Origin of the sequence: Enterococcus sp. DIV2449a (assembly GCF_051711225.1) — a bacterium.
GTDB classification, from domain to species: Bacteria; Bacillota; Bacilli; order Lactobacillales; family Enterococcaceae; genus Enterococcus_D; species Enterococcus_D casseliflavus.
Genome location: NZ_JBIOME010000001.1, coordinates 110638 through 131347, shown reverse-complemented (window position 1 = coordinate 131347; position 20710 = coordinate 110638). Strand labels below are relative to the sequence as shown.

Sequence of the window (20710 nt, the reverse complement as noted above, 5' to 3'; positions counted from 1 at the left end):
ACTCCTTTTACAAATAAACGATTTCTTGTTTGACTTGCCGAACCATGGTCTTGAAATCCTGAAGATCTACGATCATCGTTCGACCAGCGCTGCCGCCAACATGTTTGGCTACGATCGGAATGTTTAGCCGAGCCAAGACTTCCTCGACGGCTTCAATATTGCGCTGGCCAATATTGCTGGCAGCGTTAAGCGTCTGGAACTGAAACATATTGGCGCCGCCAACGATTTTCGCTTGAAAGCGAGGCCGACGGATCTTTTGTTCCAGCTCAGCCACCATCGCCGGCAATGCCAAATCCGCAAACTTCTCGGGCTTGATTTCCCGCTTGTGCAAAAAAGGCTGACTATCTGGCAGCATAATATGACTCAAGCCGCCGATATGACTGGCTTCATCGTAAATGATCGTGCCGATGCAAGAACCTAAACCCACCGTGATCAAACGCGTTGGCGCTTGGGCGATCTTATACTCCGAGATCCCCACATGCAGTTCCTCATTCACGGTCATCATTGTCATGGTCATTGGCGGCTGCCAATTCCTCTGTCTGATAGGCGTCTAACTCCGCCGTCATCTCAGCGGCTTGTTCATAGCTGAAGAGAAACGGCAGCTCCAATGCCAGCACAAGTTCATCGTCTTTTTTCAGAAAGGCTTCGATATAGTTTTGCTTGAGTCCTGATGTATTTAGTTCCGCATTGCTAGGACTTTCAACTAGCGGTAAAATGCCGACGATCTCTTCCACGTAAAGGCCGATCGCCTGCTCTTGCCAGTGACACAACAAGACCACATTTTGCCCGGTTTCCGGTGTAAATTCATCAAACAGCTTTTTGCGGATGTCAATGATCGGCACCATCGCCTCTTCAAAAGGCTGGATCCCCAGCACGAAATCCGCCACTTCTGGCAGCTGGGTAAAAGGAGCAGCCTCAATGACCCGTACCACATAGTCGATACGCAAGGCAAAGAGTTGTTGATGACTTTTAAATACAACGTATTGTTCCATTGGCGTCACTGCTCCTTTTTAGAATTTGAAACTATCCACTTGGAATTTAAGGATAGTGGCGATCGTTTCGATCTCTTGCACATTCCGTTCAAAGTCTTCGATGACTAAGTAGAAGTCTTCTAAGTTTGCCGTTACTTCTTGGGTGCCGGCAGAGGTTTCCGAAACAGCAGCCGAAATGTTGCTGACGGAAACTTGAACCATGTCTTTTTTCTCAACGATCCCCGTAATATGGGCTTCCACGGCTTGAATACTTGAAACCAATTTTTCGACAATATCAGAGATCTCATTGGCTGATTCGATCGCTTTGTTGATATTGTTGGTTTGTTTTTCGCCGCTTTCAAAGGAATCCGTCACTGCAGAGACCACTTTTTCCGATTTTTTGCGGATCGTTTCAATGATCGAACGAATGCTTTTCGTTGATTGACTGCTTTGTTCCGCCAAGCTGCGGACTTCTTCCGCAACGATGGCAAACCCTCGGCCTGCTTCTCCAGCTCGAGCTGCTTCGATGGATGCATTCAATGCCAGTAAGTTGGTCTGATCAGAAATGTCATTGATCAGCTGAACGATCTTACCGATGCTTTGGACATCTTCGTTCATGTCGTTCATGCTTTCTACTAATTCTGCTTGGTTTTGCCGTTCGATCTCCCAGCTTTCAAATACATGGAACATCATTTCCGAATTGTGGACATTGCTGCTTTGGGATTGACCGACATAGCCGTTCATCAATTCGATCTCTTTGTGGATCTCTTCGATACTTAAGGCTAGCTCGTCCATATCAAAGGAGGTTTGTTCCGCTTCGGAGGCTTGTGAACTAGTGGCATCTGCGATGGCATTCATCGTCTGACGCACATTTTCAATTGAATTTTTGGCATTTTTTGAGGTTGTCGTTAGGCCGCCTACCATTTTTTCCATTCGGCTGCTTTCTTCGTGCATGCCAACGATCACCGCTTTGAAGGTGTTTAAAACCCCTTGAAAACGATTTTGAACTTGCCCAAAAAGAGAAGTCTGGTCGCTGCTGCCGATCTCATCAATATGCGACAGATCGCCAGAACCGACTGCTTCTAGTTCTGTCAACAACGTATCCATGCCCGAGTGGGTCTCTTTTTTTACCAAATAGGTCATTCCTACTAACACTGCGATTTCTAGCAGCAGTACGATTACTGAAAAAATAAAGAAACTTTTTGCTGCTTGTCCGTCTCCGTGGGTGCGGATCACGAAGAAATAGCATCCTAATAATACGATCAGGGTAAATCCTAGCGGAATCAACGCCGCCAAGCGGATTTTTTTGATGATAGCTTGTACCTTCTTCTTCATAACAGTATCCTTTCCTATGCAAAATGATCAGTCGTGCTGTTTATCAAGATTCGCTCTTCACTTGATAATCGTTGAGTCACTCCTTCTTTATCCGATTATGAAAACAATCTTCTAGTTCTTTAATCGGATCTTTTGCTAGAAAAGTTAAGCATCTTCACCAGACATATGTATCTTTTGGATCAGCAAAGCGCGTATAGCCGCCTTGATATTCATCACGAACCAAACGACCGTTTTGCAGCTCGACTACTCGATTACGGACCGTATTGACCATCGTACTGTCGTGGGTCGCCAAGAGGATCGTGGCACCGACTTGATTGATCCGCAAGAGTAGTTTCATGACTTCAACGGCTGATTTGGCATCCAGATTGGCGGTGGGCTCATCGGCGATCAAGACTGCTGGCTCTGTGACGATCGCCCGCGCGATCGCTACTTTTTTGCGCTGTCCCACGGAAAGCTCTTCAGGATAGTGATCCTTTTGAGGAAACATGCCTACCAGTTGCAGCGCTTTGGCGGTTTTTTCCTGACGCAGCTTGCGGGGAGTGCCTAGTACTTGCAGCGCATAATCGACGTTTTTGGCAACCGTCAGATAAGGAAGCAAAAGGTCTTCTTGTCCGACGATACCGACTTGTCGTCGAACCATATAGAGATGACGGTCTTTGAGTTGTTCCAACAAGACATTGCCGACTTGGATAGAACCAGCCGAAAGCTCTTCTTCTTTCAAGAGCAATTTGAATAAGGTCGATTTGCCCGCACCGCTGGGACCCACCACATAGATAAATTCTCCTTGAGGAATCGCAACAGAAATATCGGCCAATGCCAACGTGCCATTGCTGAATTTTTTACTGACCTTGGTTAAGCGAATCATGTTCTTTCTCCTCTAATCTGTAAAACGATTGATCACGGACCACATCTCATCGGCTGTCTGCATGGCTTTCGTATTCAATCCATACGCACGCTGGGTCGTTAACAAGTCTGTCATGGACGTCGCTAGATCCACCGTCGACTGTTCTAACTGACCTTGCAAGACGCTGCCAAAGGCTGCTGGATTGGTTTGCGAAGTAAGCAACGCTTGATCACCAGCACGGTACAGTTGGTTGCCCACTGGCGTGATGTTTTCTGTATTCGTCGGCTGATAAAGGGTCAGCTGCCCCAACACGCGAGTCTGACCATTTTCTTCCGTCGTCAGCTGACCGCTGGCATCTATTGCGATTTGCTGCGCATCTGGCCACTGAGGGGTCGGTACGTTTGTGGTCATTGCCACAGGGTACCCTTCACTATTGACTAATTGCTTGTTCTCACTTAAATGAAAATTGCCTGCTCGACTCAGCAGCAATTGACCAGTTTGGTCCCGGACCCCGAAAAAGCCATTGCCTTGGATCGCGAGATCTAATGGCTGAGTGGTGCCCGCCAGATTGCCTTGGGCAAAACTGGTAGTCGTAGTCGCTTTTGCCCCCATTGACGCACCATATTGGGCGGCGTTGCCATTAAATAGCGTTTCTTCTGCACCGATGGCATTTTCCATCAATGCTTGAAAATGGGTCGTTTGTGCTTGATAGCCATTGGTATTGACGTTGGCGATGTTGTTGGCTGTCGTGTCTAAGTTTGTCTGCAAATGATTCAACCCAGAACGGCTGATTCCTAATAATCCACTGATATTCATTGACTCATCCTCAAATCTTTCCTAATTCGTTGACCGCTTTTTGCAATGTCTGATTCGTTGAACTCAAGGCTTTCTGATTGGCTTCAAATTCGCGAGAAGTCTGGATCATCGCCACCATTTCATCGGCAACCGCTACATTGGCTTGTTCTAAGGCACCTTGCTGGATCACGGGTGCATTCACCGTGGTGCCTGCTGCGTTGCTAGTCACGTAGTTTTGACCAGCTGTAGTCAATGCTTCTGGGGGGAATGTTTGGATCTGAAAGTTCGCTGGTCCTAAGGCGCTGACTGCTTGTCCATTGGCACCCAAGACAAGATAGCCTTCTTGTGTCACGTATTGATTCTGCTGATTGACGGTAAAGTCGCCATTTCTCGTATACAACCGCTGACCCGCATTGTTTTGAACGACAAAGTAGCCTTCGGAAAGCAGTGCAAAATCGCTGGCTTGTCCCGTCTGTTTGACAGCACCTTGGTCTTGACTGATGGTACTGCCCGCCAATTGGGTCCCTAAAGACAATCCACCGATGTCACGGCGGGTATCCGCATTGGGCCCGCTTTGGTAATTATGCAATGCCACTTCGTCTAGCGCCGACTGGAATAAGGTTTTTGCTTGATACCCTGTTGTATTGACATTGGCAATATTGCCGCTCGTCGTCTCTTGTCGCTTTTGTAATAATGAAATGTTCCGTGATAAGACATCCAGTCCTCGAATCATGCCAGTTCCTCCTCAATCAATGTGCGCAATTTGGCAATCGTTTTGCCATGAATTTGTGAAACTCGCGGAATCGAGACTTCTAAGATTTCAGCGATTTCTTTTAACGTCAGTTCTTCGGTATAGTACAAACTTAAAATCAATTGTTCCCGTTCCCCTAATTTTTTGATGCACGCAACCAAAGCGGTGCGTTTTTCTTCGGCGACCAAGGTATCTTCGACATTCTCGGCAGGATCTCGAACCATATCTTTTAACGTCATGCCTTCTTCTTGGTAAGCAAACAAGGTATCTTCCAAAGAGACGCTGGCTAAGTAGTGCAGACTCTCATAAATATCCGCTAGTTGACTTTGGTTGATTCCCAGCTGTTTGCAGATCTCGGTGTCGGTCGCTTCTCTTTTGAGGCTTTGCTCCAACTCTTGCCGTGCTTGATAAAACTGATTGACTGCCGCCATTTTGTAACGGGAGATTTTGGCGTGCTTGCGTACTTCATCAATGATTGCCCCTTTGATACGAATCGCTGCATAGCTTTCAAAAGGAACTTTTTTTGAGGGATCGAATTTCCGCAAGGCATCCATCAGCCCAATCACCCCAATATTGTAGAGATCGCCTGATTCATAATCGGCGGTTTTGATAGACAGGCGCTGAACCACCCGTTCCACTAGCGGCAGATACTTGATGATCTCCGCTTCTCGATCGACTTCATACATCGGCGATGCCCCTTCCTAAGAAAATTCTGCTTAAATGTCAATACTGCCCACCGTTTCGATCGCAATTTCATTGGGAATCTCATTTAGAGAAAGAACGGCGATATCTGGAAAATTAAAAACGATCATTTTTTTGAATGCTAACCGGATCTTAGGCGATGCTAAAATGACGAAATTGATATCTTGAGCAATCGCTGCATGTTGGATCCCACTGATGGAATCCAACAGCTTGGTCACGGTATCTGGTTTTAAGACCGGGTACGAGCCAGTTGCGGTTTTTTGGATACTTTGAGCGATGATTTCTTCTAGTTTCGGCTGGATCACCGCCACTTGCAGCTCGTGGTTCTCATTGGCATACTTGGCAGCGATCGTCCGTTTCAATGCTTGGCGGACATATTCTGTCAAAACTTCTACGTCTTTCGTGACAACGCCGTAATCGGCTAAAGTTTCTAAGATCGTTGCTAAGTCATTGATGGGAATTTGCTCATCCAATAAATTTTGTAAAACTTTTTGGACCTCGCCGAGCCGTAAAATATCGGGGATCAATTCATCGATCACGACATTGTACTGCTCTTTGATGCCCTCCAATAATTTCTTGACTTCTTGGCGACCTAACAGCTCTGGTGCATGGGCATAGATGATTTCTTTTAAGTGTGTTGCGATCACGGTCAACGGCTCGATAATCGTAAACCCTTGCAGATCCGCCATCTCCTTATCGGATTCATCAATCCACATAGCATCCAGATGAAAGGCTGGTTCTTTTGTTGCGATTCCTTGAAAAGGAAACGGCTCTTCATTCGGACTGATCACCATGACTTTATTCGGGTAAATATCGCCGCGGCCGACTTCGTTGCCGCGGATCTTGATCACGTAATCGTTGGCATCCAAATAGAGATTGTCGCGAATACGAACGGGACTGACTAAGATCCCTAATTCTCTAGCACTCTGTTTACGGATCGCCACGATGCGGTTCATCAAGCTGTTGTCGATCGAACTATCCACGATAGGGATCAGACCATAACCGATTTCCACTGAGATTGGTTCCACTTGGAAGGAAGCCACGGAATCGTCTTCTTCCTGTGCTTCTTTTTTGCGTTCCAGTGCCAATTTTTGTTCCCATTGTTTTTGTTCCACTCGCTGCTTTTCTTCTTTTTGCGTAACCAGAAAGCTGGCTGCGAAAAGGCCTAAGCCAATCAACACAAAAGGCACAAAAGGAAACCCAGGAACTAAGGCTAAGACGAAGAGAATCGCCCCCACGATCCGAAACAGTTGGGGATTACGCATCACATCTGCCGCAATATCTAAACCAAAGGAACTATCGTTATCAGAACGAGTCACGATCACCCCAGAAGCAATCGAAATCAATAAAGAGGGAATCGAGCTGACCAAGCCATCCCCGATCGCCAGTTTCCCGAATTGGGCGAAGGCTTCCATGACGGTCATTTGTCCCCCCATGGAGAAAATGATCGCCCCGCCGACTAAATTGATGACAGTGATCAAGATCCCTGCGATCGCATCCCCTTTGACAAACTTGCTGGCACCATCCATCGAACCAAAGAAATCAGCTTCTCGCTGCAGATCTTTTCGTCGTTTGCGGGCATCCGCTTCCGTGATCAAACCGGCATTTAGGTCGGAATCGATCGCCATTTGCTTGCCGGGCATCGCATCTAATGTGAAGCGAGCAGTCACTTCTGAGACACGCCCTGCACCATTGGTCACGACGACTAGCTGAACCACCATGATGATCACGAACAAAATGATCCCCACGATGTAATTGCTGCCGGCAACGACATTGGCGAAGGCATCGATCACGTGTCCGCCATTTCCTTGGGTCAAGATCAACCGCGTGGAAGATAGGTTCAAACCTAAACGAAACATCGTTGTGATCAGCAGCAAGGTTGGAAACGTAGTGAATTCCAACACTGATTTGGTAAACAGGGTGATCAGTAAAATGTTGATCGCGATCGTCAAATTGATAATGATCAGAATATCTAATAGTGCACTCGGTAATGGAATAATAATCAAACCAATAATAGCTAGGACGATCACCGAGATTAAGATATCCGCCAGACCAATGCCTTTTTTCGGTTTTGAGGCAGCCTCATTCATTTTTGTTCCTCCTGTTTCCTTAAATCTTGCCGCGTTGGCTTTCTTCTAACTGATAGACCAAAGCGATGATTTCGGCAATGGCTTCATACATCTCAACCGGGATCAGATCCCCGGGTTCTACTTGGCGATAAAGGGCTCGTGCCACTTCACGGTTTTCGATCTGTGGAATATTTTCTTTCAGTGCTTCTGCTTTCATCCGCTGCGCCAGCTGATCTGCCCCTTTGGCCAGGACCCGCGGCACCCCTTCACTACTGGCATCGTAACGAATCGCAATGGCGAAATGGGTCGGATTGGTGATCAAAACCGTCGCTTCTTTGACGTTGGCGATGGCATTTTGGGTCATCGCACGGTACTTCGCTTTGCGCTGTGCTTTGACTTGCGGATCACCTTCCATTTGCTTGAACTCTTCTTTGACTTCCTGCTTGCTCATCATCAAGTTCTTACGATGGCTATAGCGTTGGTAGCCGTAGTCGACTACGGCCAAAACGATCAAGAAAATCGAGATCTGTAAAAACAATTCTTTGGCCCGCAGCAGCATGAACAGGATCGTTTTTTCCAACCCGACTTCACTCAAACCCAGTAAAACAGGGACGGCGGCTAAAAATTGTTGGTAGCACAAGTAGACGATCACGCCGAATTTCGCCAATGTTTTGCCTAAATTCATCAACGAGCGCAAACTGAATTGCTGCTTGATCCCGCTGATGGGGTTCAGCTTTTTAAAGTCTGGCTTGACGGCCTTGCCAGAAAACAACAGACCAACTTGGGCATAATTCGTGATAAGCCCGACTCCGAGCGCGACCAGAAAGACGGGCGCACACAACAAAAGCAGCAGCAAGATACTCTGCACCCCCAGTTTCGGCAGATCCGCCAAACTGGTTTGATAATCAGCCAGCTGCGCCAAACTTCGGGAAAAATAAGGCAAAAAAGAAGCTGCGAAAAACTGCCATAAAGACAGGATCAAAAACGAGAAGACCAATAGCGAAACAGCTGCTGCTAATTCCTGGGTCTTAGGAACCTCCCCGCGTTTGCGGGCATCCCGCAGCCGCTTAGCACTAGGTAGTTCGGTTTTGCCATCTTTTTCTGCCATCTTCTCACCTCCTGCTGGCTACCTGTTACTTTATTGAAAGGACTCGATAAACTCCTGCAAATAGCGGACCGTATCTGGCAAGTGTTTGCCTAAGTACGAAAGAACATTGGGTAGTAGCAAGAGAAACACCACAAAACTGATGGCGGTTTTCATCGAAAGACTCATCATCAAAATATTGATCTGGGGAATCGACCGAGAAATCACACCTAGCACCAGGTCCACCAACAGCAGCGCAATGATCATTGGTGCCGCAAGATTGACTGCCATCACCATCATTTGGCTGAAAAGTTTGACGATGCCTTCAACCGTCGTGCCTTGGATCACCACAGAGCCTAAGGGCACGATCCGAAAAGACAACAGCAGTGCTGTGATCAGTCGATGATGCAGATCAAGTCCAAAAAACACAGCGATCGTCAGCCAATAGTACGTTTTGCCATACTGGGAAGAGGCGATTTGCAACGTCGGATCATAGGCTTGCGCCATCGAAAAGCCTACTTGAAAGTCGATCAGTTGACCCGCAATTTCCACACCAGTAAAGACCAGCTGACTCAAATAGCCCATCGCCATCCCAAACAGTACTTCCTTGATGACGAAAACCGTCAGCATAAAAAGGGAAAGCTCGGGAATCGCAGGTGCCGTCGGCAGACATAGGACCGTCAACGCCATGCCGATCACGATTTTTGCCAGTGACGGAAAATTTTGCTGTGAGAAGATCGGACAAAGGACGACAAACGCCAATATTCGACAAAAAATCAACACCGTCGCTTGAATCGGCGCCATCAGGTTTCCTCCTTACATTGCCGCAATCATCTTGAAGATCATTTTGGTAAAATTCAACAAGAGATTCAGCATAAAATTCCCCGCCAAGATCAAGGTCAAAAAAATCGCTAATAGTTTCGGCACAAAGCTCAACGTTTGTTCTTGGATTTGGGTAGTGGCTTGAAAAATACTGATCACCAATCCAACGAGCATGCCGACCAATAAGGCAGGGCCAGATATCGCTAAAATTCGAAGAAAGGCTTCCCTTAGCACATCAAGTACCATTTCTACTGTCATTTCCTCTTGGCTCCTTTCTTAGCGGCTATTGAAAGCTCTTGATCAGCGACTCCACGATCAGATACCAGCCATCCACTAAAACAAATAGTAAGATCTTGAAGGGCAGTGAGATCATGATCGGCGACAGCATCATCATCCCCATCGACATCAAGATACTGGAGACGACCAGATCAATGATCAAAAAGGGGATAAAAATCAAAAAGCCGATACTGAAAGCCGTTCGTAACTCACTGATAATAAACGCCGGTACCATAACGGTCAGAGGAACATCGTCAGAAGAATGATACTTTTCGGTCTCCCCATCAGCTTCCGCAAACAAGGCAATGTCTTTTTCCCGTGTCTGTACCATCATAAAGGCCTTGATCCGTTTTTCTGAGCGGTCAAAGGCTTCGGCTTGGCTGATCTCTTGTCGATCAAACGGTTCAATCGCTTGCTCGTAGACGTCGGTATACACAGGTTTCATAATAAAAAATGTCAAGAATAAGGCCAACCCGATCAACACTTGATTGGGCGGGTTTTGCTGTGTGCCTAACGAACTGCGCACAAAGGACAAAACCATGATGATACGAGTAAAAGAAGTCATCATGATCAGCAAGACTGGTAAAAGGGAAAGCAGCGTCAGCAACAAGAAGGTATTGATCGTATCACTTGAGCCATTCCCATTCGACAATAAATTGTTGATGGTGGAACTGACGTCTTCCGTGTCTAGCGCAAATGCCGTCTGCGGAAGCATCAGACTGCTGAAAAGGACCGCAGCCATGATCTTGATATCTCTGCCTTTGATCTTCATTTTTGCTTGCCTCGTTTTCCAGCAATTTCCGCCTTGGCTTTGTTTAGCCATTCAGAAAAATCTTTGCCAGCTTGCACTTGGGTGCTTTCTAGGCTTTGCTGTAAAAAAGCGGCCGTTTCTTCTTGCGTCAACTCTTTGATGATCTGATTTTGCTGTTCAGAAAAGCTCATGACGTAACATTTGTCCATGATTTGGACGATCCCGATCGAAGACGACTTGCTGACGGCGATTTTTTGCAAAATACGCAACTGGTGATTGTGCTGGTTCGTGTAACGATTCAAATATTTCAAACTAATGTTGATCAAATAAAGAATAAGCAGCAAAAACCCAATCATTTTGACCAGCGATAAAAATGTTTCCATCAACATGCCTCTTTCTATTGGATCACTAAATCCGTCACATAAACATCCTTGGCGATTTCTGATCCGTATTCCTGATTAATTGTTTCTTTCAATGCTTTTTTTAAATTCGGTACACTTTCGGCGGAGCTCAAAATACCGCTGGCCTTTTGTTGGCGCAATAAGTTTACGACGCTGTCACGAATGACAGCCACATTTTTCGTGGCTTCCGCACTTTTTTCCTCATCCGCCACTAAAATCGATAAATTGACCTTCATGTATTGCTGCTCTTGGTTGTCTTCTTTTGCCAGATTGACTAAAAATTCATCCAACGCCACGATCGCTTCGTCTGAGGAGATTTTGCTGCTGTCTTTTGCTGTTTCAGCAGCTGCTGTTTTTTCCCCCGTCAAAAAGTGATTCGTCACTAAGGTTCCGCCGATACTGCCGCCGACTACCACGATCAAGAGGATCGGCAGTAAAACAACCATGTTCAAGCCTTTTTTCTCTTTTTCTGCTTTTGGTACTTTTTCTTCTTTTGCCATCTTTCCCACCCTTACGTTTTCACTTGGTTCGAATGGATCACCGTATGATACTCGATCACCCGCTGCGCAACTTCTTGCGCAGCTTCCGTCACCACTAAGGTTTTGCCGTCTGTCAGTGTGATCAATGTATCCGGCATTTCTTCGATCCGATAAATCAATGTTGGATTTAAATAGAATGGCTTGCCATTCAATGCGGTCACTAGAATCATGGTCAAACTCCTCTCAATGATGAAGCGTCACGTTCTTAACGTTTTAGATTCAATAATTCTTGCAGCATTTCATCAGAAGTCGTAATACTTCTTGAATTTGCTTGATAGGCACGGCTCGCAATGATCATTTCGGTAAATTCTGTCGAAAGATCGACATTCGACATTTCCAAGGCACCTGCTTGCAGCGTTCCCGCGCCATTGTTGCCAGGTCCTGCAACGATCGCATTTCCTGAGTTGCTGGTTTGGATATAGTTGTTGCCGCCGACTTTTTCTAAGCCTTCTGGGTTATTGAAGGTTGCGACACCGACTTTTCCCATCACAAAGGTTTGATTGCCGTATTTTGCCAACACTAAGCCATTGGCATCGATTGCCATGGAGTTATAGGTCAAGGTTTCCCCATTGACGGTCAGTGTGCTTGGGATCGACAAGGGAGATACCGCACCTTGTCCGCTCAATGCCGTGTTTTCATCAAAGTTGTCATCATAGACAACTGGTTGACCGCCATTGACTGAACGACCTAAGACTTGCATCCCATCACTATTGGTCAAGGTTCCGTTGCTGTCGCGAACAAATGCGCCATCTCGTGTGTAATAGGTTTCGCCATTTGCTCCTGGTCCTTGTACCATAAAGTAGCCTTGTCCGCTGATATAAAAATCCATGCTGCGACCTGTCGATTGCGGGGCACCGACTGTATTGATAGTATCGATGGAGCCCGTCTGAACCCCTAAACCGATCTGCGTTGCGTTGATCCCGCCTAAGCCGTTGCCTGGCGCAGTTGCATTAGACATCGTTTGGCTCATCATGTCTTGGAAAAGTACTCGACTTGATTTGAATCCAACCGTATTGACGTTGGCGATATTATTGGAAACCACGTCCATTTTCGTTTGAAGATTTTTCATTCCACTGACACCTGAATATAATGATCGTAACATGCTTGTTTTCCTCCTTATGGTTGGCGTATTTTCCTCTGTCATTCAGAAAATACTTGCAGCCCCTTTTCAGTCCAGCTGCTATTTGATAAATGTGGCGCTGTCAATATTGGTGACGGTGTGAAGCTCATTCATCCCCATCGCCGTAATGATGGTTCGTGAATGGACATCGGCGATCAAGCCCATATCTTTGTACACGAGCAGTGATTCTTTGCTGCCTTTTTCCGCGAGCTCACTAAGCGCCGTTGAAAGGGATTGATAATCATCGTCTTGTAAGGTCAATTCTCTTGCGGTCAAACGCTTTTGCGCATGATGCGAGACTTTGATGTCGCTTTGTTTTTGTTCAAGCATTGCAGAAAAGGCTTGTTTGTCCACGCCTTTACGGGGATGTTGATAAGGCTCCCCGGCAACTTTTTGCAGCCCCTGTTGAATCGTCAAACTCATTTTGCTTCGCCGCCAATCTCTTGGATCGCACTCATACTGTATTCTTTGCCATTTACGACGATCGTGGCGTAGCCATTGGCAAAGCGGACTTTTTCGATGGTTCCTGACAATGTTTCTGTGCCGTCCATCAGAGTGACTTGTTTATTGATCAAGCTAAAGGCTTGCTGCTGTTGCTGTAAAATCACCGAGGTCGTCAACGTTTCGCTCAATTCATTCAAGCTCTCTAAGGTCGTAAATTGAACCAGTTGCGAGATATAGTCGGTGCTACCACCAGAAGAATCGCTGCCTCCCAGCGATGGGTTGCTCATAGATGCGGCTAAGATCTTCAAAAAATCATCCATGGAGATATCTGAAGATTTTTTTGTTTGCGTTAATGCCGATGTATTGGCAATACCGGCCGCAGCTGCTGTAATTTCATCTGCCATAGGTCTCCTCCTTTACACTAAAATACTGATCGCATGATCGATCGGTGCTAATTGCGGCTCTTCTTCAGCCGTATTGCTTTGATGAAACGGCTTTTTGCTTTGTCCTTTTTGAGCCTGTAAAAACCGCTGTTGGCTTAACTGACTGTCACTTGCCATCATACTGCCGGCAAAGGATTGATTTGCCAGCGGACTAGCCTGCTGGACAGAAGCTAACGTAGGTTCCTTGATCGCTAGGATCGGCTGCTCTTGCTTTTGCAAAACTTGCTCTAGCTCATGCTTGATGGACAGCAATAATTCTTTGGCTTGCGGCTGCTGAACGGTCAGTTCTAAGCGGCTGCCTTGGGCATTCGTTTCTAGGGAAAGCTGGATCGTGCCTAATTTTTCGGGAACGAATTGCAGCGTGATTTTTTTCTCGCTTGCCGTGCTGCTCGTTTGGACGAGTTGGGCAGTCGCTTTTGCTAAGGGCAGGACCGCTTGTTCCATACTCGCTTTTGTTGGCGTTAGTCCTTGCTTGGTCAAAAGGGGAGAAACATCAAGCAGCTGCAGTGCTGGTACCGCCATTTCATTGTCAGTTACTGCTGAAGAAGCAATGGCTTGTGCAGAAACAGCTTCCGCTTTTTTGGCGACTGTTTCATTCGTGCGTTGCAAGGTGCTAGTCGTATCCGTCGCTTGGTTGGTCACTGGCGACACTTGATCCAATGGTCCCGTTTGGCCCAATTGCGCGGTCCCTTCGGTGGGCTGTTTCAGCTGTGCTTCTGTCGTTTGCGCAATCGCGGCTTGTGTTACTGAATCGACTTCCTTGATTTCCTTGAAAGGAGCGATTCCTTTTGCCGTGGTCTGCTCCTCGCCTACTAAGTCTTCTGGCAAAGGTGTTTCAAGCGTTGTTGCTGCGGCTTCACTTCTGTCATTTGTCATCAAAGCTAGACCTTCAAGCGCAGGCTCGGAGGGGGTGATGACTGTGGTGGCTACGTCTATTGGTGCTGGAAAAGCTGCTGAAACACTGTCGAGAGAAGCTGCTGTGGCGCTCGTTTGGTTCTGCTCCGTCGTTGCCATTGATGCCTGGGGCGTTTCTTGAACCAAGCCTGCAAAAGGTGCCTGGCTGATCTGGCTCATTTCTGGCGCTTGTGTCGTTGCAGGTTGTTCGACTGCTGGAGTGATTTCTGGCTCCTGTGGCAGATGTTCCATACTGCTGGCAATCCCCATTTCTGGTGCGGTGGCGGTTTGCTCCGTCATACCTGACGGTTCGAAGGATGCTGGCAGATTGCTTGCTGTCTGTTCCGTCAGCTGTTGCATCAGCAAACTGAAGACTTCTGGTGACGCCTCCGTCTTTTTTGATTTGCTACCGACAGGTACAGCGGTTGCGGCACTTGTTGTGATCTCTTTCATTGTTCACCTCCTCTCAGCTGATGCTTTGAAACCAAAGTCGTCTCATCACTAAAACCATTAGTGCTTTAAGAAAATAAGGCGCGATTGCCGAACTCATCCAATTGTTTTTGCTCTTCCAGTTGCTGTTCATAGGTGTATTCAGCGAATTGCTTTTCTCGCAGCTTTTCCACGATCTTGCGTTCCTGCTGCGCTTCTACCACCACCGATAAAGACTCTGCCAATTCTTGCTTCACGTGAAACATTTTGTTCTGAACCTCATCGATGGTGGCATTCAACGAAAGCAAATAGCGTTGTTGCACTTGCATCCGCCCAATGGTCATCTCATTGACATCAAAAAGCTGGGCTTTTTCCTGTGTCAGCGTATTCAGGTGCTGTTCTTGCTGAATCAACAATTGTTGTTTTTGGGCGTAAGCGCGTTTGGCTTCTTGCTCAATAGTTTTTCGGTGATCCAATACTTTTTCTAAGGAAAAATGAAATGCTTGCATAGCTGCTCCTTTATGATCTATTTTACATGGTCGAACGCTGGCGCTCGATCAGCGCTTCTTCACTGAACAAATGCGCCAGTTCAAAAATCGTTTGTTCAAATGGGATCCGCTCATCCACTTTTTGCTGTAAAAACCGCAGGATGGGGTGATGCAGCGCGATCGCTTGGTCGGTCAACGCATTGCTGCCGCTTTTGTAAGCACCGATATCGATCAAATCCTTGGCCTCTGCATAAACGGCCATGTTTTCTTTTAGTTCCCCCGCATGTTTATGCTGTTCCTCAGAAACAAGGGTCTTCATCAAGCGGCTGAGGCTGTTTTGAATATCGATGGCAGGATAATGATTTTGAGCGGCGATTTTTCGGGACAACAGAATATGTCCATCAAGAATTCCCCGCACCGCATCAGCGATCGGTTCATTCATGTCATCCCCTTCTACCAAGACAGTATAAAAGGCCGTGATTGAGCCTTTGTCCGACATCCCACTACGTTCTAACAACTTCGGTAAAGCTGTAAACACAGAAGGGGTATAACCTTTGGTCGTCGGCGGCTCGCCTGTCGATAGACCGATCTCCCGCTGCGCCATCGCAAAACGGGTCACCGAATCCATCATCAATACGACTTTCTTCCCTTGATCACGGTAATACTCAGCGATCGCTGTTGCCACATGAGCCCCTTTTAATCGTACGAGGGGCGGCATATCGGAGGTAGCACAGACAACGACCGACTTGCGGTAACCTTCTGGGCCTAGATCATTTTCAATAAATTCTTTGACTTCTCGTCCCCGCTCGCCGATCAAGCCGATCACGATGACATCTGCTTCGCAATAACGAGCCAACATCCCCAATAAAGTACTCTTACCGACCCCGCTGCCGGCAAAAATGCCGATCCGTTGGCCAAGGCCGACGGTCAAAAGACCATCGATCGCCCGGACACCTGTCGGCATGATCTCAGCGATTTTTTGACGGCGAAAGGGGTCAGGAGAATCTTGACTAACTGGATATTCTGGCGCACTTTCCAGCTCCAGCGCCATATCTAACGGTCGCCCTAGTCCATCTAAGGTGTGCCCTAGCAACGTATCATCGATTTTTACCGTCAATGATTTGCCAGTTGGCCGCACCAAACAGCCCGGTCCGATGCCTTCTAGCTGATCAAGGGGCATCAGGAGCACGGTTTTTTTCACAAAGCCTACGACTTCGGCTAAGGCTGTATGTGTCTTGTTTTGCAATGCGACTTCACAGATTTCCCCTATGAAAACCGCCAGCCCTTCGACTTTGATCAGCAGACCTACGACTTCGCTGACTTTGCCGTAGGTGGTAAAAAAAGGCTGTGCTTGCGCCGTTTTGCGCAGCGCTGTGATCGGTAATTCAAACGTCATTCCTTCACACTGCTTTCTAGAAATTGGCTCAAAAAGCGAGCGATTTCTTTCCTCAATTCAAAAACCACCAAGGCATTTTCAGATTCGATACAAAAATCGTGTTCCGCCAAGCTGTCATCTGCCATGAGTAAATAGCGAAACCCGCTGATCGTCTGCTTTTTGGTTTCCAACAATTCTCGCACCCCTGCAAGATGCTGCTCTTGGCTGCGAACAGTCACAAATTGATCGGGTTGTTCAAATTGCCATAGCACAGACTCCACAAAAGGCAGGAAGCCTGCTTGCTCGTCTGTAAAACGTTGATTGATCAAGGCTTCAGCGATTGCCGTGCCATAAGCGATCATCTCTTGCTTTTTCTCTGAGCGAAAGGCGTTGATCTCAGAGACGGCTTCAGCGACATTGGCTTGGGCTTGGGCCATCAATGCTTGCGCGGCTTCTTTGCTGGCATTGAGTCCTTCTTGATAGCCTTGTTGAAAGCCGTCTGCTTGTCCTGCTTGAAAGCCTTCCGTTCTCGCTTCTGCTAGAATTTGCGCCGCTTGTTCTTGTGCATCGGTCAAAATCTGCTGCTTCAAGGCTTCCATTTGCTGCAGATGCCGTTCCTGCTCCAACTGGCGTGCACGTCTAGCCGCTTGCAGTTCTGGGTCTAAGCTTGGTTTCTCAATCGGCGCTTTGATGGTCGTATCCGTCAAAATACTGCGCGCAGCTTCGGTCGTTTTGACCGCCTGCTGCTTCAATAAACTGCTATTTGACCACTGCATCTTGGTCGCCCCTTCCGATGTAGATCTCACCGGTTTCATCTAGCCGTCGAATCACAGCCACCACACTTTGTTGGGCTTCTTCTACAGCAGACAAGCGGGTAGGACCCATAAATTGAATTTCTTCTTGCAGATTTTCCACCGCCCGTGATGAGAGGTTGGAGAAAATAAAGTTCTTGATGTCATCGGTCGTGCCTTTAAGCGCTAAGACTAACACATCGTTTTGAACATCTCGCAAGACTTTTTGAACATCCAAGCGATCGAGGGTCACGATATCCTCGAAAGTAAACAAGCTGGATTTCACTTCGTTGGATAGTTCCGGTTGCCGCTTTTCTAAGTCGTTCAAAATGTTCTTTTCGGTGCTGCGGCTGACTGAGTTCAAGATTTCTACCAGTGTGTGCACACCACCGACATTTTCCGTATCGTTCTCAATGTAATTCGAGAATTTGTTCTCGATCACTTTTTCGATCCGTTCGATCACCAAAGGCGACGTACTGGAGATCGTCCCGATCCGTTCAGCGATCTCCACTTGCAAATGATCGGGAAACTGTGACAAGACGCTGGCCGCTTTGTCCGGCTGCATGTAGCACAAAATCAACGCTACCGTTTGTGGATGTTCGCCGATCAACAGATTGGTCAACTGTTGAACATCGGCTTTGCGAGCGATATTAAAGGGCCGTTCCCGCAGCTGGATCTGAGTCAATACGTCAATGACTTCTTTGGCTTTTTGAGGGCCTAATGCTTGGTTCAGCAAATTTTTGGCATAATCGATCCCGCCGTCTAAGACGTATTTGCGGGCCGTTGCGGTATGAGAAAATTCCTCCAATACTTGATCCCGCTCTTCGGGACTGACAAAGTCGATGTTGGCGATCTCATAGCTCACTTTTTGTATAAATGATTCTGGCAGCAGCTTCATGATCTTTGCAGAGGTATCTGATCCTAGAGAGATCAGAAGAATCGCTGCTTTTTTTACCCCGTCTATTGTATCCATGGCTGCCCCCTTATTTTTCTTTCATCCAAGCTTTGATCAATTCCGCCGCTACTTCAGGATTGCTTTCGGCATAATTTCTAGCCGTTTGGTCCAATGTTGGTTCTCCTGAATGTTCTGCTGCGGCTTCTTGTGTGGATGCTTCTGGCACCGCTGGTTTCGTTTCAGCAGACCGATTGCCGACACCGCCAAAAACGACTTCTTGTGCAACTGGGTTACTCGCTCCGGTGCTGACTGCGGACGGTTGTGCAAAGGAGACCATCTCCTCCGTCACATCGACTTCCAGCTCGTCTTCTTTGCGTCGGCGTCGGATCACGCCAACGATCATTAAGATCACCAAGAACAAGGTCAACACGATACCGCCGATAATGGCGTACTTGAGATAACCTTTGGCAGCTGCAATCGGTTCATTCCCTTGCGGATCAGCGGCTGGATCAACCTCTGCTTGGGCAAAGTCAAATCCTTGGATCGCGATTTGATCGCCACGGTCATTGTCATAGCCGACGGCACTAGCAATCAACTGCTGCAATTCTGCTTGATCTGCTTGCGAAAGGTTCGCATTGATCACGATCGAACTAGTCATTCGTTCGATCATGCCAGGGGCCGTAATAGTCGTAGTGGTCTCGGTATCCAATTCATTTTCAACGGAGCGACTGTAGGAATTGTTCCCCTCTCCATCCGTGCCCGTCACATTGGAGACATTGTCATCCACCGTCCCTGTTTGGGCTTCTTGGACGGTCCCTTGCGAACCAGCAGCCTGCACTGTCTCATTCTTGATCTCTGGGTCATCATAAGTAACTTTCTTCCGCTCAATCGAGTCAAAATTCAAGTCTAAATTGATCGACACTTGGAATTTGTCTGCACCATAGATCGGTGTCAGCAACTTCGCTACTTTTTCTTCTAGCGTTTTTTCATAGGAATCTTTGATGGCAATGTATTTATTGTTCAGGCCACTTAATTGACTGGCTTCATCTTCGGTTCTCGTCAAGGTATTGCCCGCGCTATCAACGACTTTTACATTTTCAGGCTTCAGCTTTTCCACTGCGCCGGAAGTCAAGGTAACGATCCCTTGCACGGACTCGTCTGAGATCTGCTGATTTTTCATGGTCAACACGATGGAGGCGGTTGGCGCACTTTCCTCAGAAGAAAAGACACTTTCTTCTGGCATCACGAGTAAAACTTTGGCGGATTTGACCGCATCGATCGACTCGATTGCTCGCTGTAGTTCGCCCGTTACTGCCCGTTGATACATGATTTTGCGGTCTTCGTCGGTTGTCATCATGTTGGCATCATCAAATAATTCAAAGCCTGTACTGGTATTTGGTAACTTATTGTCCACGGCAAGATTGATGCGGTATTCATCGACTTGGTCCTTATCGATCAAAATCGTCGTTCCATTGTCAGCTAATTTGTAGGCGATCTGCTGTTCCTCCAAATCCTTGCTGATCGTTCCCGCATCGGCATCGCTTAGATCCGTAAACAAGATACCGTATTCAATTCGCGTATTTAAATAATAAACAGCTGCTGTGATTCCGAGAACGCTGATAACGGAAAGAACAACGATCATTTTCTTTAAAGAGCTTTGCATTTGCCAACGGTCTTTGAGTTGTTCTGTCCATTCTTTCACTTTATCCATCATTTATCCTTATTCCCTCACCCACTGCTAAAACTGCATATTTTTCACGTCATTGTAAGCTTCTAAACACTTGTTTCGTACTTGAACGGCTGTTTGTAGCGCCAGTTGCGCCTCCGTCATGCGAATCATCACATTGCCTAGATCGCTTTCATCGCCGGTGATCAAATTTACAGTATCTTGATCCATGACCGCCGTTTTTTGATTCAACTGATCGACCGCATGGGTCAAGTAAGAAGAAAACTGATTTTCCTTGGCGCCTGCAACACTGGTCTCGTTTGAAGCAGCCCCCGTGCCTAGTGTCCGCAAAACGTTTTGGTAGTCTGTTAATCCTGTCGTTAAAAGTCCATCCATTTTCTCGTTACCCCTTTGATATTTCTAATGCTTTTTTCAAGATCGTTTTGTTCATTTCTGAAGCAGAGACATTGGCTTCGTACGTTCGAACCGCCTGCAACATTGCCACCATTTCATCGGCAATATCCACATTTGATTGACCGATATATCCCTCGTCGTTGGCAGCGGGATTGGTAGGATCATAGGTCAGCTTTTCTGTCTCATCGGCAGCGATCCCCGTCACTTTGACACCGTATGTAGCCGGTGTACCTTCACGGCTATTTTTTAAATTTTCTGAAAAAAGAATACTCTTTTTTTGATAAGCCGCGGTTGTTTGTGTTTGATTCGTATTTACATTTGCGATATTGCTGGAGATCGTATCTAGTTTTAACCGTTCCAATGCTAAACCGCTCGCGTTGATCGTTAGTCCGTTAAACATACCCATTTGTT

At 47.0% G+C, this 20710-nt stretch carries 26 protein-coding genes; all 26 read right to left on the bottom strand.

Going from position 1 to position 20710, the window contains the following annotated elements:
• Positions 1 to 7: 7 nt before the first annotated feature.
• Entirely contained in the window at positions 8 to 517 is a 510-nt protein-coding gene (locus IGI76_RS00625) for a chemotaxis protein CheD (RefSeq protein WP_005226629.1), read from the bottom strand.
• A complete protein-coding gene (locus IGI76_RS00620) occupies positions 489 to 992 on the bottom strand; it encodes a chemotaxis protein CheW (protein WP_081117656.1) in 504 nt (167 codons plus the stop codon). The genes IGI76_RS00625 and IGI76_RS00620 overlap by 29 nt, the downstream gene beginning before the upstream one ends.
• 18 nt (positions 993 to 1010) lie before the next feature.
• Entirely contained in the window at positions 1011 to 2306 is a 1296-nt protein-coding gene (locus IGI76_RS00615) for a methyl-accepting chemotaxis protein (RefSeq protein ID WP_005226627.1), read from the bottom strand.
• A 154-nt stretch (positions 2307 to 2460) separates the two neighbouring features.
• Positions 2461 to 3171, bottom strand: coding sequence for a cell division ATP-binding protein FtsE (locus tag IGI76_RS00610; protein ID WP_005226626.1), 711 nt, complete (start codon positions 3169 to 3171; stop codon positions 2461 to 2463).
• A 12-nt stretch (positions 3172 to 3183) separates the two neighbouring features.
• Positions 3184 to 3966 carry a flagellar hook-basal body protein gene (locus IGI76_RS00605; protein ID WP_015508738.1) on the bottom strand — a complete coding sequence of 261 codons (783 nt, stop codon included), beginning with the start codon at positions 3964 to 3966 and terminating at the stop codon, positions 3184 to 3186.
• Positions 3967 to 3976: 10 nt separating this feature from the next.
• Positions 3977 to 4678, bottom strand: a complete 702-nt coding sequence (locus IGI76_RS00600) for a flagellar hook-basal body protein (protein ID WP_061053556.1) — start codon at positions 4676 to 4678, stop codon at positions 3977 to 3979.
• Positions 4675 to 5382, bottom strand: coding sequence for a sigma-70 family RNA polymerase sigma factor (locus IGI76_RS00595; protein ID WP_015508736.1), 708 nt, complete (start codon positions 5380 to 5382; stop codon positions 4675 to 4677). The genes IGI76_RS00600 and IGI76_RS00595 overlap by 4 nt, the downstream gene beginning before the upstream one ends.
• 30 nt (positions 5383 to 5412) lie before the next feature.
• Entirely contained in the window at positions 5413 to 7488 is a 2076-nt protein-coding gene (gene flhA, locus IGI76_RS00590; RefSeq protein ID WP_333718874.1) for a flagellar biosynthesis protein FlhA, read from the bottom strand.
• A 19-nt stretch (positions 7489 to 7507) separates the two neighbouring features.
• A complete protein-coding gene (locus tag IGI76_RS00585; protein WP_016609019.1) occupies positions 7508 to 8575 on the bottom strand; it encodes an EscU/YscU/HrcU family type III secretion system export apparatus switch protein in 1068 nt (355 codons plus the stop codon).
• Between the two features lie 30 nt (positions 8576 to 8605).
• The gene (gene fliR, locus IGI76_RS00580; RefSeq protein WP_005232781.1) at positions 8606 to 9355 is read right to left on the bottom strand and encodes a flagellar biosynthetic protein FliR; all 750 of its coding nucleotides are present in this window, start codon (positions 9353 to 9355) and stop codon (positions 8606 to 8608) included.
• 12 nt (positions 9356 to 9367) lie between these two features.
• Positions 9368 to 9631 (bottom strand): flagellar biosynthesis protein FliQ, encoded by a 264-nt coding sequence (fliQ, locus tag IGI76_RS00575; protein WP_005226613.1) that lies wholly within the window; start codon positions 9629 to 9631, stop codon positions 9368 to 9370.
• A 25-nt stretch (positions 9632 to 9656) separates the two neighbouring features.
• Complete coding sequence (gene fliP, locus IGI76_RS00570; RefSeq protein ID WP_333718873.1) at positions 9657 to 10421, bottom strand: flagellar type III secretion system pore protein FliP; 765 nt, start codon at positions 10419 to 10421, stop codon at positions 9657 to 9659.
• Positions 10418 to 10783, bottom strand: coding sequence for a flagellar biosynthetic protein FliO (locus IGI76_RS00565; protein ID WP_008376622.1), 366 nt, complete (start codon positions 10781 to 10783; stop codon positions 10418 to 10420). The genes fliP and IGI76_RS00565 overlap by 4 nt, the downstream gene beginning before the upstream one ends.
• 14 nt (positions 10784 to 10797) lie before the next feature.
• Positions 10798 to 11301: a flagellar basal body-associated FliL family protein gene (locus IGI76_RS00560; protein WP_008376623.1), complete on the bottom strand. Its 504-nt coding sequence runs from the start codon at positions 11299 to 11301 to the stop codon at positions 10798 to 10800.
• A gap of 11 nt (positions 11302 to 11312) precedes the next feature.
• Complete coding sequence (locus tag IGI76_RS00555) at positions 11313 to 11510, bottom strand: flagellar FlbD family protein (protein ID WP_005226609.1); 198 nt, start codon at positions 11508 to 11510, stop codon at positions 11313 to 11315.
• A 35-nt stretch (positions 11511 to 11545) separates the two neighbouring features.
• Positions 11546 to 12442, bottom strand: a complete 897-nt coding sequence (locus IGI76_RS00550) for a flagellar hook-basal body complex protein (protein ID WP_005232786.1) — start codon at positions 12440 to 12442, stop codon at positions 11546 to 11548.
• 78 nt (positions 12443 to 12520) lie between these two features.
• The gene (locus tag IGI76_RS00545) at positions 12521 to 12883 is read right to left on the bottom strand and encodes a flagellar protein (protein ID WP_015508733.1); all 363 of its coding nucleotides are present in this window, start codon (positions 12881 to 12883) and stop codon (positions 12521 to 12523) included.
• Positions 12880 to 13308, bottom strand: a complete 429-nt coding sequence (locus tag IGI76_RS00540) for a flagellar hook capping FlgD N-terminal domain-containing protein (RefSeq protein ID WP_333718872.1) — start codon at positions 13306 to 13308, stop codon at positions 12880 to 12882. The genes IGI76_RS00545 and IGI76_RS00540 overlap by 4 nt, the downstream gene beginning before the upstream one ends.
• Before the next feature lie 12 nt (positions 13309 to 13320).
• Positions 13321 to 14694 (bottom strand): flagellar hook-length control protein FliK, encoded by a 1374-nt coding sequence (locus tag IGI76_RS00535; protein ID WP_333718871.1) that lies wholly within the window; start codon positions 14692 to 14694, stop codon positions 13321 to 13323.
• A 65-nt stretch (positions 14695 to 14759) separates the two neighbouring features.
• On the bottom strand, positions 14760 to 15179 hold the full coding sequence (gene fliJ / locus IGI76_RS00530) for a flagellar export protein FliJ (RefSeq protein WP_333718870.1): 420 nt from the start codon (positions 15177 to 15179) through the stop codon (positions 14760 to 14762).
• Between the two features lie 22 nt (positions 15180 to 15201).
• Complete coding sequence (gene fliI, locus IGI76_RS00525; RefSeq protein ID WP_005226590.1) at positions 15202 to 16554, bottom strand: flagellar protein export ATPase FliI; 1353 nt, start codon at positions 16552 to 16554, stop codon at positions 15202 to 15204.
• Entirely contained in the window at positions 16551 to 17309 is a 759-nt protein-coding gene (locus IGI76_RS00520) for a hypothetical protein (RefSeq protein ID WP_121260394.1), read from the bottom strand. The genes fliI and IGI76_RS00520 overlap by 4 nt, the downstream gene beginning before the upstream one ends.
• Positions 17293 to 18297: a flagellar motor switch protein FliG gene (gene fliG, locus IGI76_RS00515; protein ID WP_005226586.1), complete on the bottom strand. Its 1005-nt coding sequence runs from the start codon at positions 18295 to 18297 to the stop codon at positions 17293 to 17295. Before fliG ends, IGI76_RS00520 begins: the two co-directional genes overlap by 17 nt.
• A 10-nt stretch (positions 18298 to 18307) precedes the next feature.
• Positions 18308 to 19930 carry a flagellar basal-body MS-ring/collar protein FliF gene (gene fliF / locus IGI76_RS00510; RefSeq protein WP_333718869.1) on the bottom strand — a complete coding sequence of 541 codons (1623 nt, stop codon included), beginning with the start codon at positions 19928 to 19930 and terminating at the stop codon, positions 18308 to 18310.
• Positions 19931 to 19957: 27 nt separating this feature from the next.
• Complete coding sequence (gene fliE / locus IGI76_RS00505) at positions 19958 to 20281, bottom strand: flagellar hook-basal body complex protein FliE (protein WP_081117647.1); 324 nt, start codon at positions 20279 to 20281, stop codon at positions 19958 to 19960.
• 7 nt (positions 20282 to 20288) lie between these two features.
• Complete coding sequence (flgC, locus tag IGI76_RS00500; protein WP_333718868.1) at positions 20289 to 20705, bottom strand: flagellar basal body rod protein FlgC; 417 nt, start codon at positions 20703 to 20705, stop codon at positions 20289 to 20291.
• Between the last annotated feature and the right edge of the window lie 5 nt (positions 20706 to 20710).

Coding starts and splice junctions, on each gene's coding strand:
- IGI76_RS00605 (WP_015508738.1), bottom strand. CDS start 3,966: ATGAATATCAGTGGATTATTAGGAATCAGCCGTTCTGGGTTGAATCAT.
- fliF (WP_333718869.1), bottom strand. CDS start 19,930: ATGGATAAAGTGAAAGAATGGACAGAACAACTCAAAGACCGTTGGCAA.
- fliR (WP_005232781.1), bottom strand. CDS start 9,355: ATGGCGCCGATTCAAGCGACGGTGTTGATTTTTTGTCGAATATTGGCG.
- IGI76_RS00540 (WP_333718872.1), bottom strand. CDS start 13,308: ATGGCAGATGAAATTACAGCAGCTGCGGCCGGTATTGCCAATACATCG.
- fliJ (WP_333718870.1), bottom strand. CDS start 15,179: ATGCAAGCATTTCATTTTTCCTTAGAAAAAGTATTGGATCACCGAAAA.
- fliP (WP_333718873.1), bottom strand. CDS start 10,421: ATGAAGATCAAAGGCAGAGATATCAAGATCATGGCTGCGGTCCTTTTC.
- IGI76_RS00595 (WP_015508736.1), bottom strand. CDS start 5,382: ATGTATGAAGTCGATCGAGAAGCGGAGATCATCAAGTATCTGCCGCTA.
- flhA (WP_333718874.1), bottom strand. CDS start 7,488: ATGAATGAGGCTGCCTCAAAACCGAAAAAAGGCATTGGTCTGGCGGAT.
- IGI76_RS00610 (WP_005226626.1), bottom strand. CDS start 3,171: ATGATTCGCTTAACCAAGGTCAGTAAAAAATTCAGCAATGGCACGTTG.
- IGI76_RS00555 (WP_005226609.1), bottom strand. CDS start 11,510: ATGATTCTAGTGACCGCATTGAATGGCAAGCCATTCTATTTAAATCCA.
- fliI (WP_005226590.1), bottom strand. CDS start 16,554: ATGACGTTTGAATTACCGATCACAGCGCTGCGCAAAACGGCGCAAGCA.
- fliE (WP_081117647.1), bottom strand. CDS start 20,281: ATGGATGGACTTTTAACGACAGGATTAACAGACTACCAAAACGTTTTG.
- IGI76_RS00545 (WP_015508733.1), bottom strand. CDS start 12,883: ATGAGTTTGACGATTCAACAGGGGCTGCAAAAAGTTGCCGGGGAGCCT.
- IGI76_RS00535 (WP_333718871.1), bottom strand. CDS start 14,694: ATGAAAGAGATCACAACAAGTGCCGCAACCGCTGTACCTGTCGGTAGC.
- fliG (WP_005226586.1), bottom strand. CDS start 18,297: ATGGATACAATAGACGGGGTAAAAAAAGCAGCGATTCTTCTGATCTCT.
- IGI76_RS00550 (WP_005232786.1), bottom strand. CDS start 12,442: ATGTTACGATCATTATATTCAGGTGTCAGTGGAATGAAAAATCTTCAA.
- IGI76_RS00615 (WP_005226627.1), bottom strand. CDS start 2,306: ATGAAGAAGAAGGTACAAGCTATCATCAAAAAAATCCGCTTGGCGGCG.
- IGI76_RS00520 (WP_121260394.1), bottom strand. CDS start 17,309: ATGCAGTGGTCAAATAGCAGTTTATTGAAGCAGCAGGCGGTCAAAACG.
- IGI76_RS00625 (WP_005226629.1), bottom strand. CDS start 517: ATGACCATGACAATGATGACCGTGAATGAGGAACTGCATGTGGGGATC.
- IGI76_RS00565 (WP_008376622.1), bottom strand. CDS start 10,783: ATGGAAACATTTTTATCGCTGGTCAAAATGATTGGGTTTTTGCTGCTT.
- fliQ (WP_005226613.1), bottom strand. CDS start 9,631: ATGACAGTAGAAATGGTACTTGATGTGCTAAGGGAAGCCTTTCTTCGA.
- IGI76_RS00585 (WP_016609019.1), bottom strand. CDS start 8,575: ATGGCAGAAAAAGATGGCAAAACCGAACTACCTAGTGCTAAGCGGCTG.
- IGI76_RS00560 (WP_008376623.1), bottom strand. CDS start 11,301: ATGGCAAAAGAAGAAAAAGTACCAAAAGCAGAAAAAGAGAAAAAAGGC.
- IGI76_RS00600 (WP_061053556.1), bottom strand. CDS start 4,678: ATGATTCGAGGACTGGATGTCTTATCACGGAACATTTCATTATTACAA.
- flgC (WP_333718868.1), bottom strand. CDS start 20,705: ATGGGTATGTTTAACGGACTAACGATCAACGCGAGCGGTTTAGCATTG.
- IGI76_RS00620 (WP_081117656.1), bottom strand. CDS start 992: ATGGAACAATACGTTGTATTTAAAAGTCATCAACAACTCTTTGCCTTG.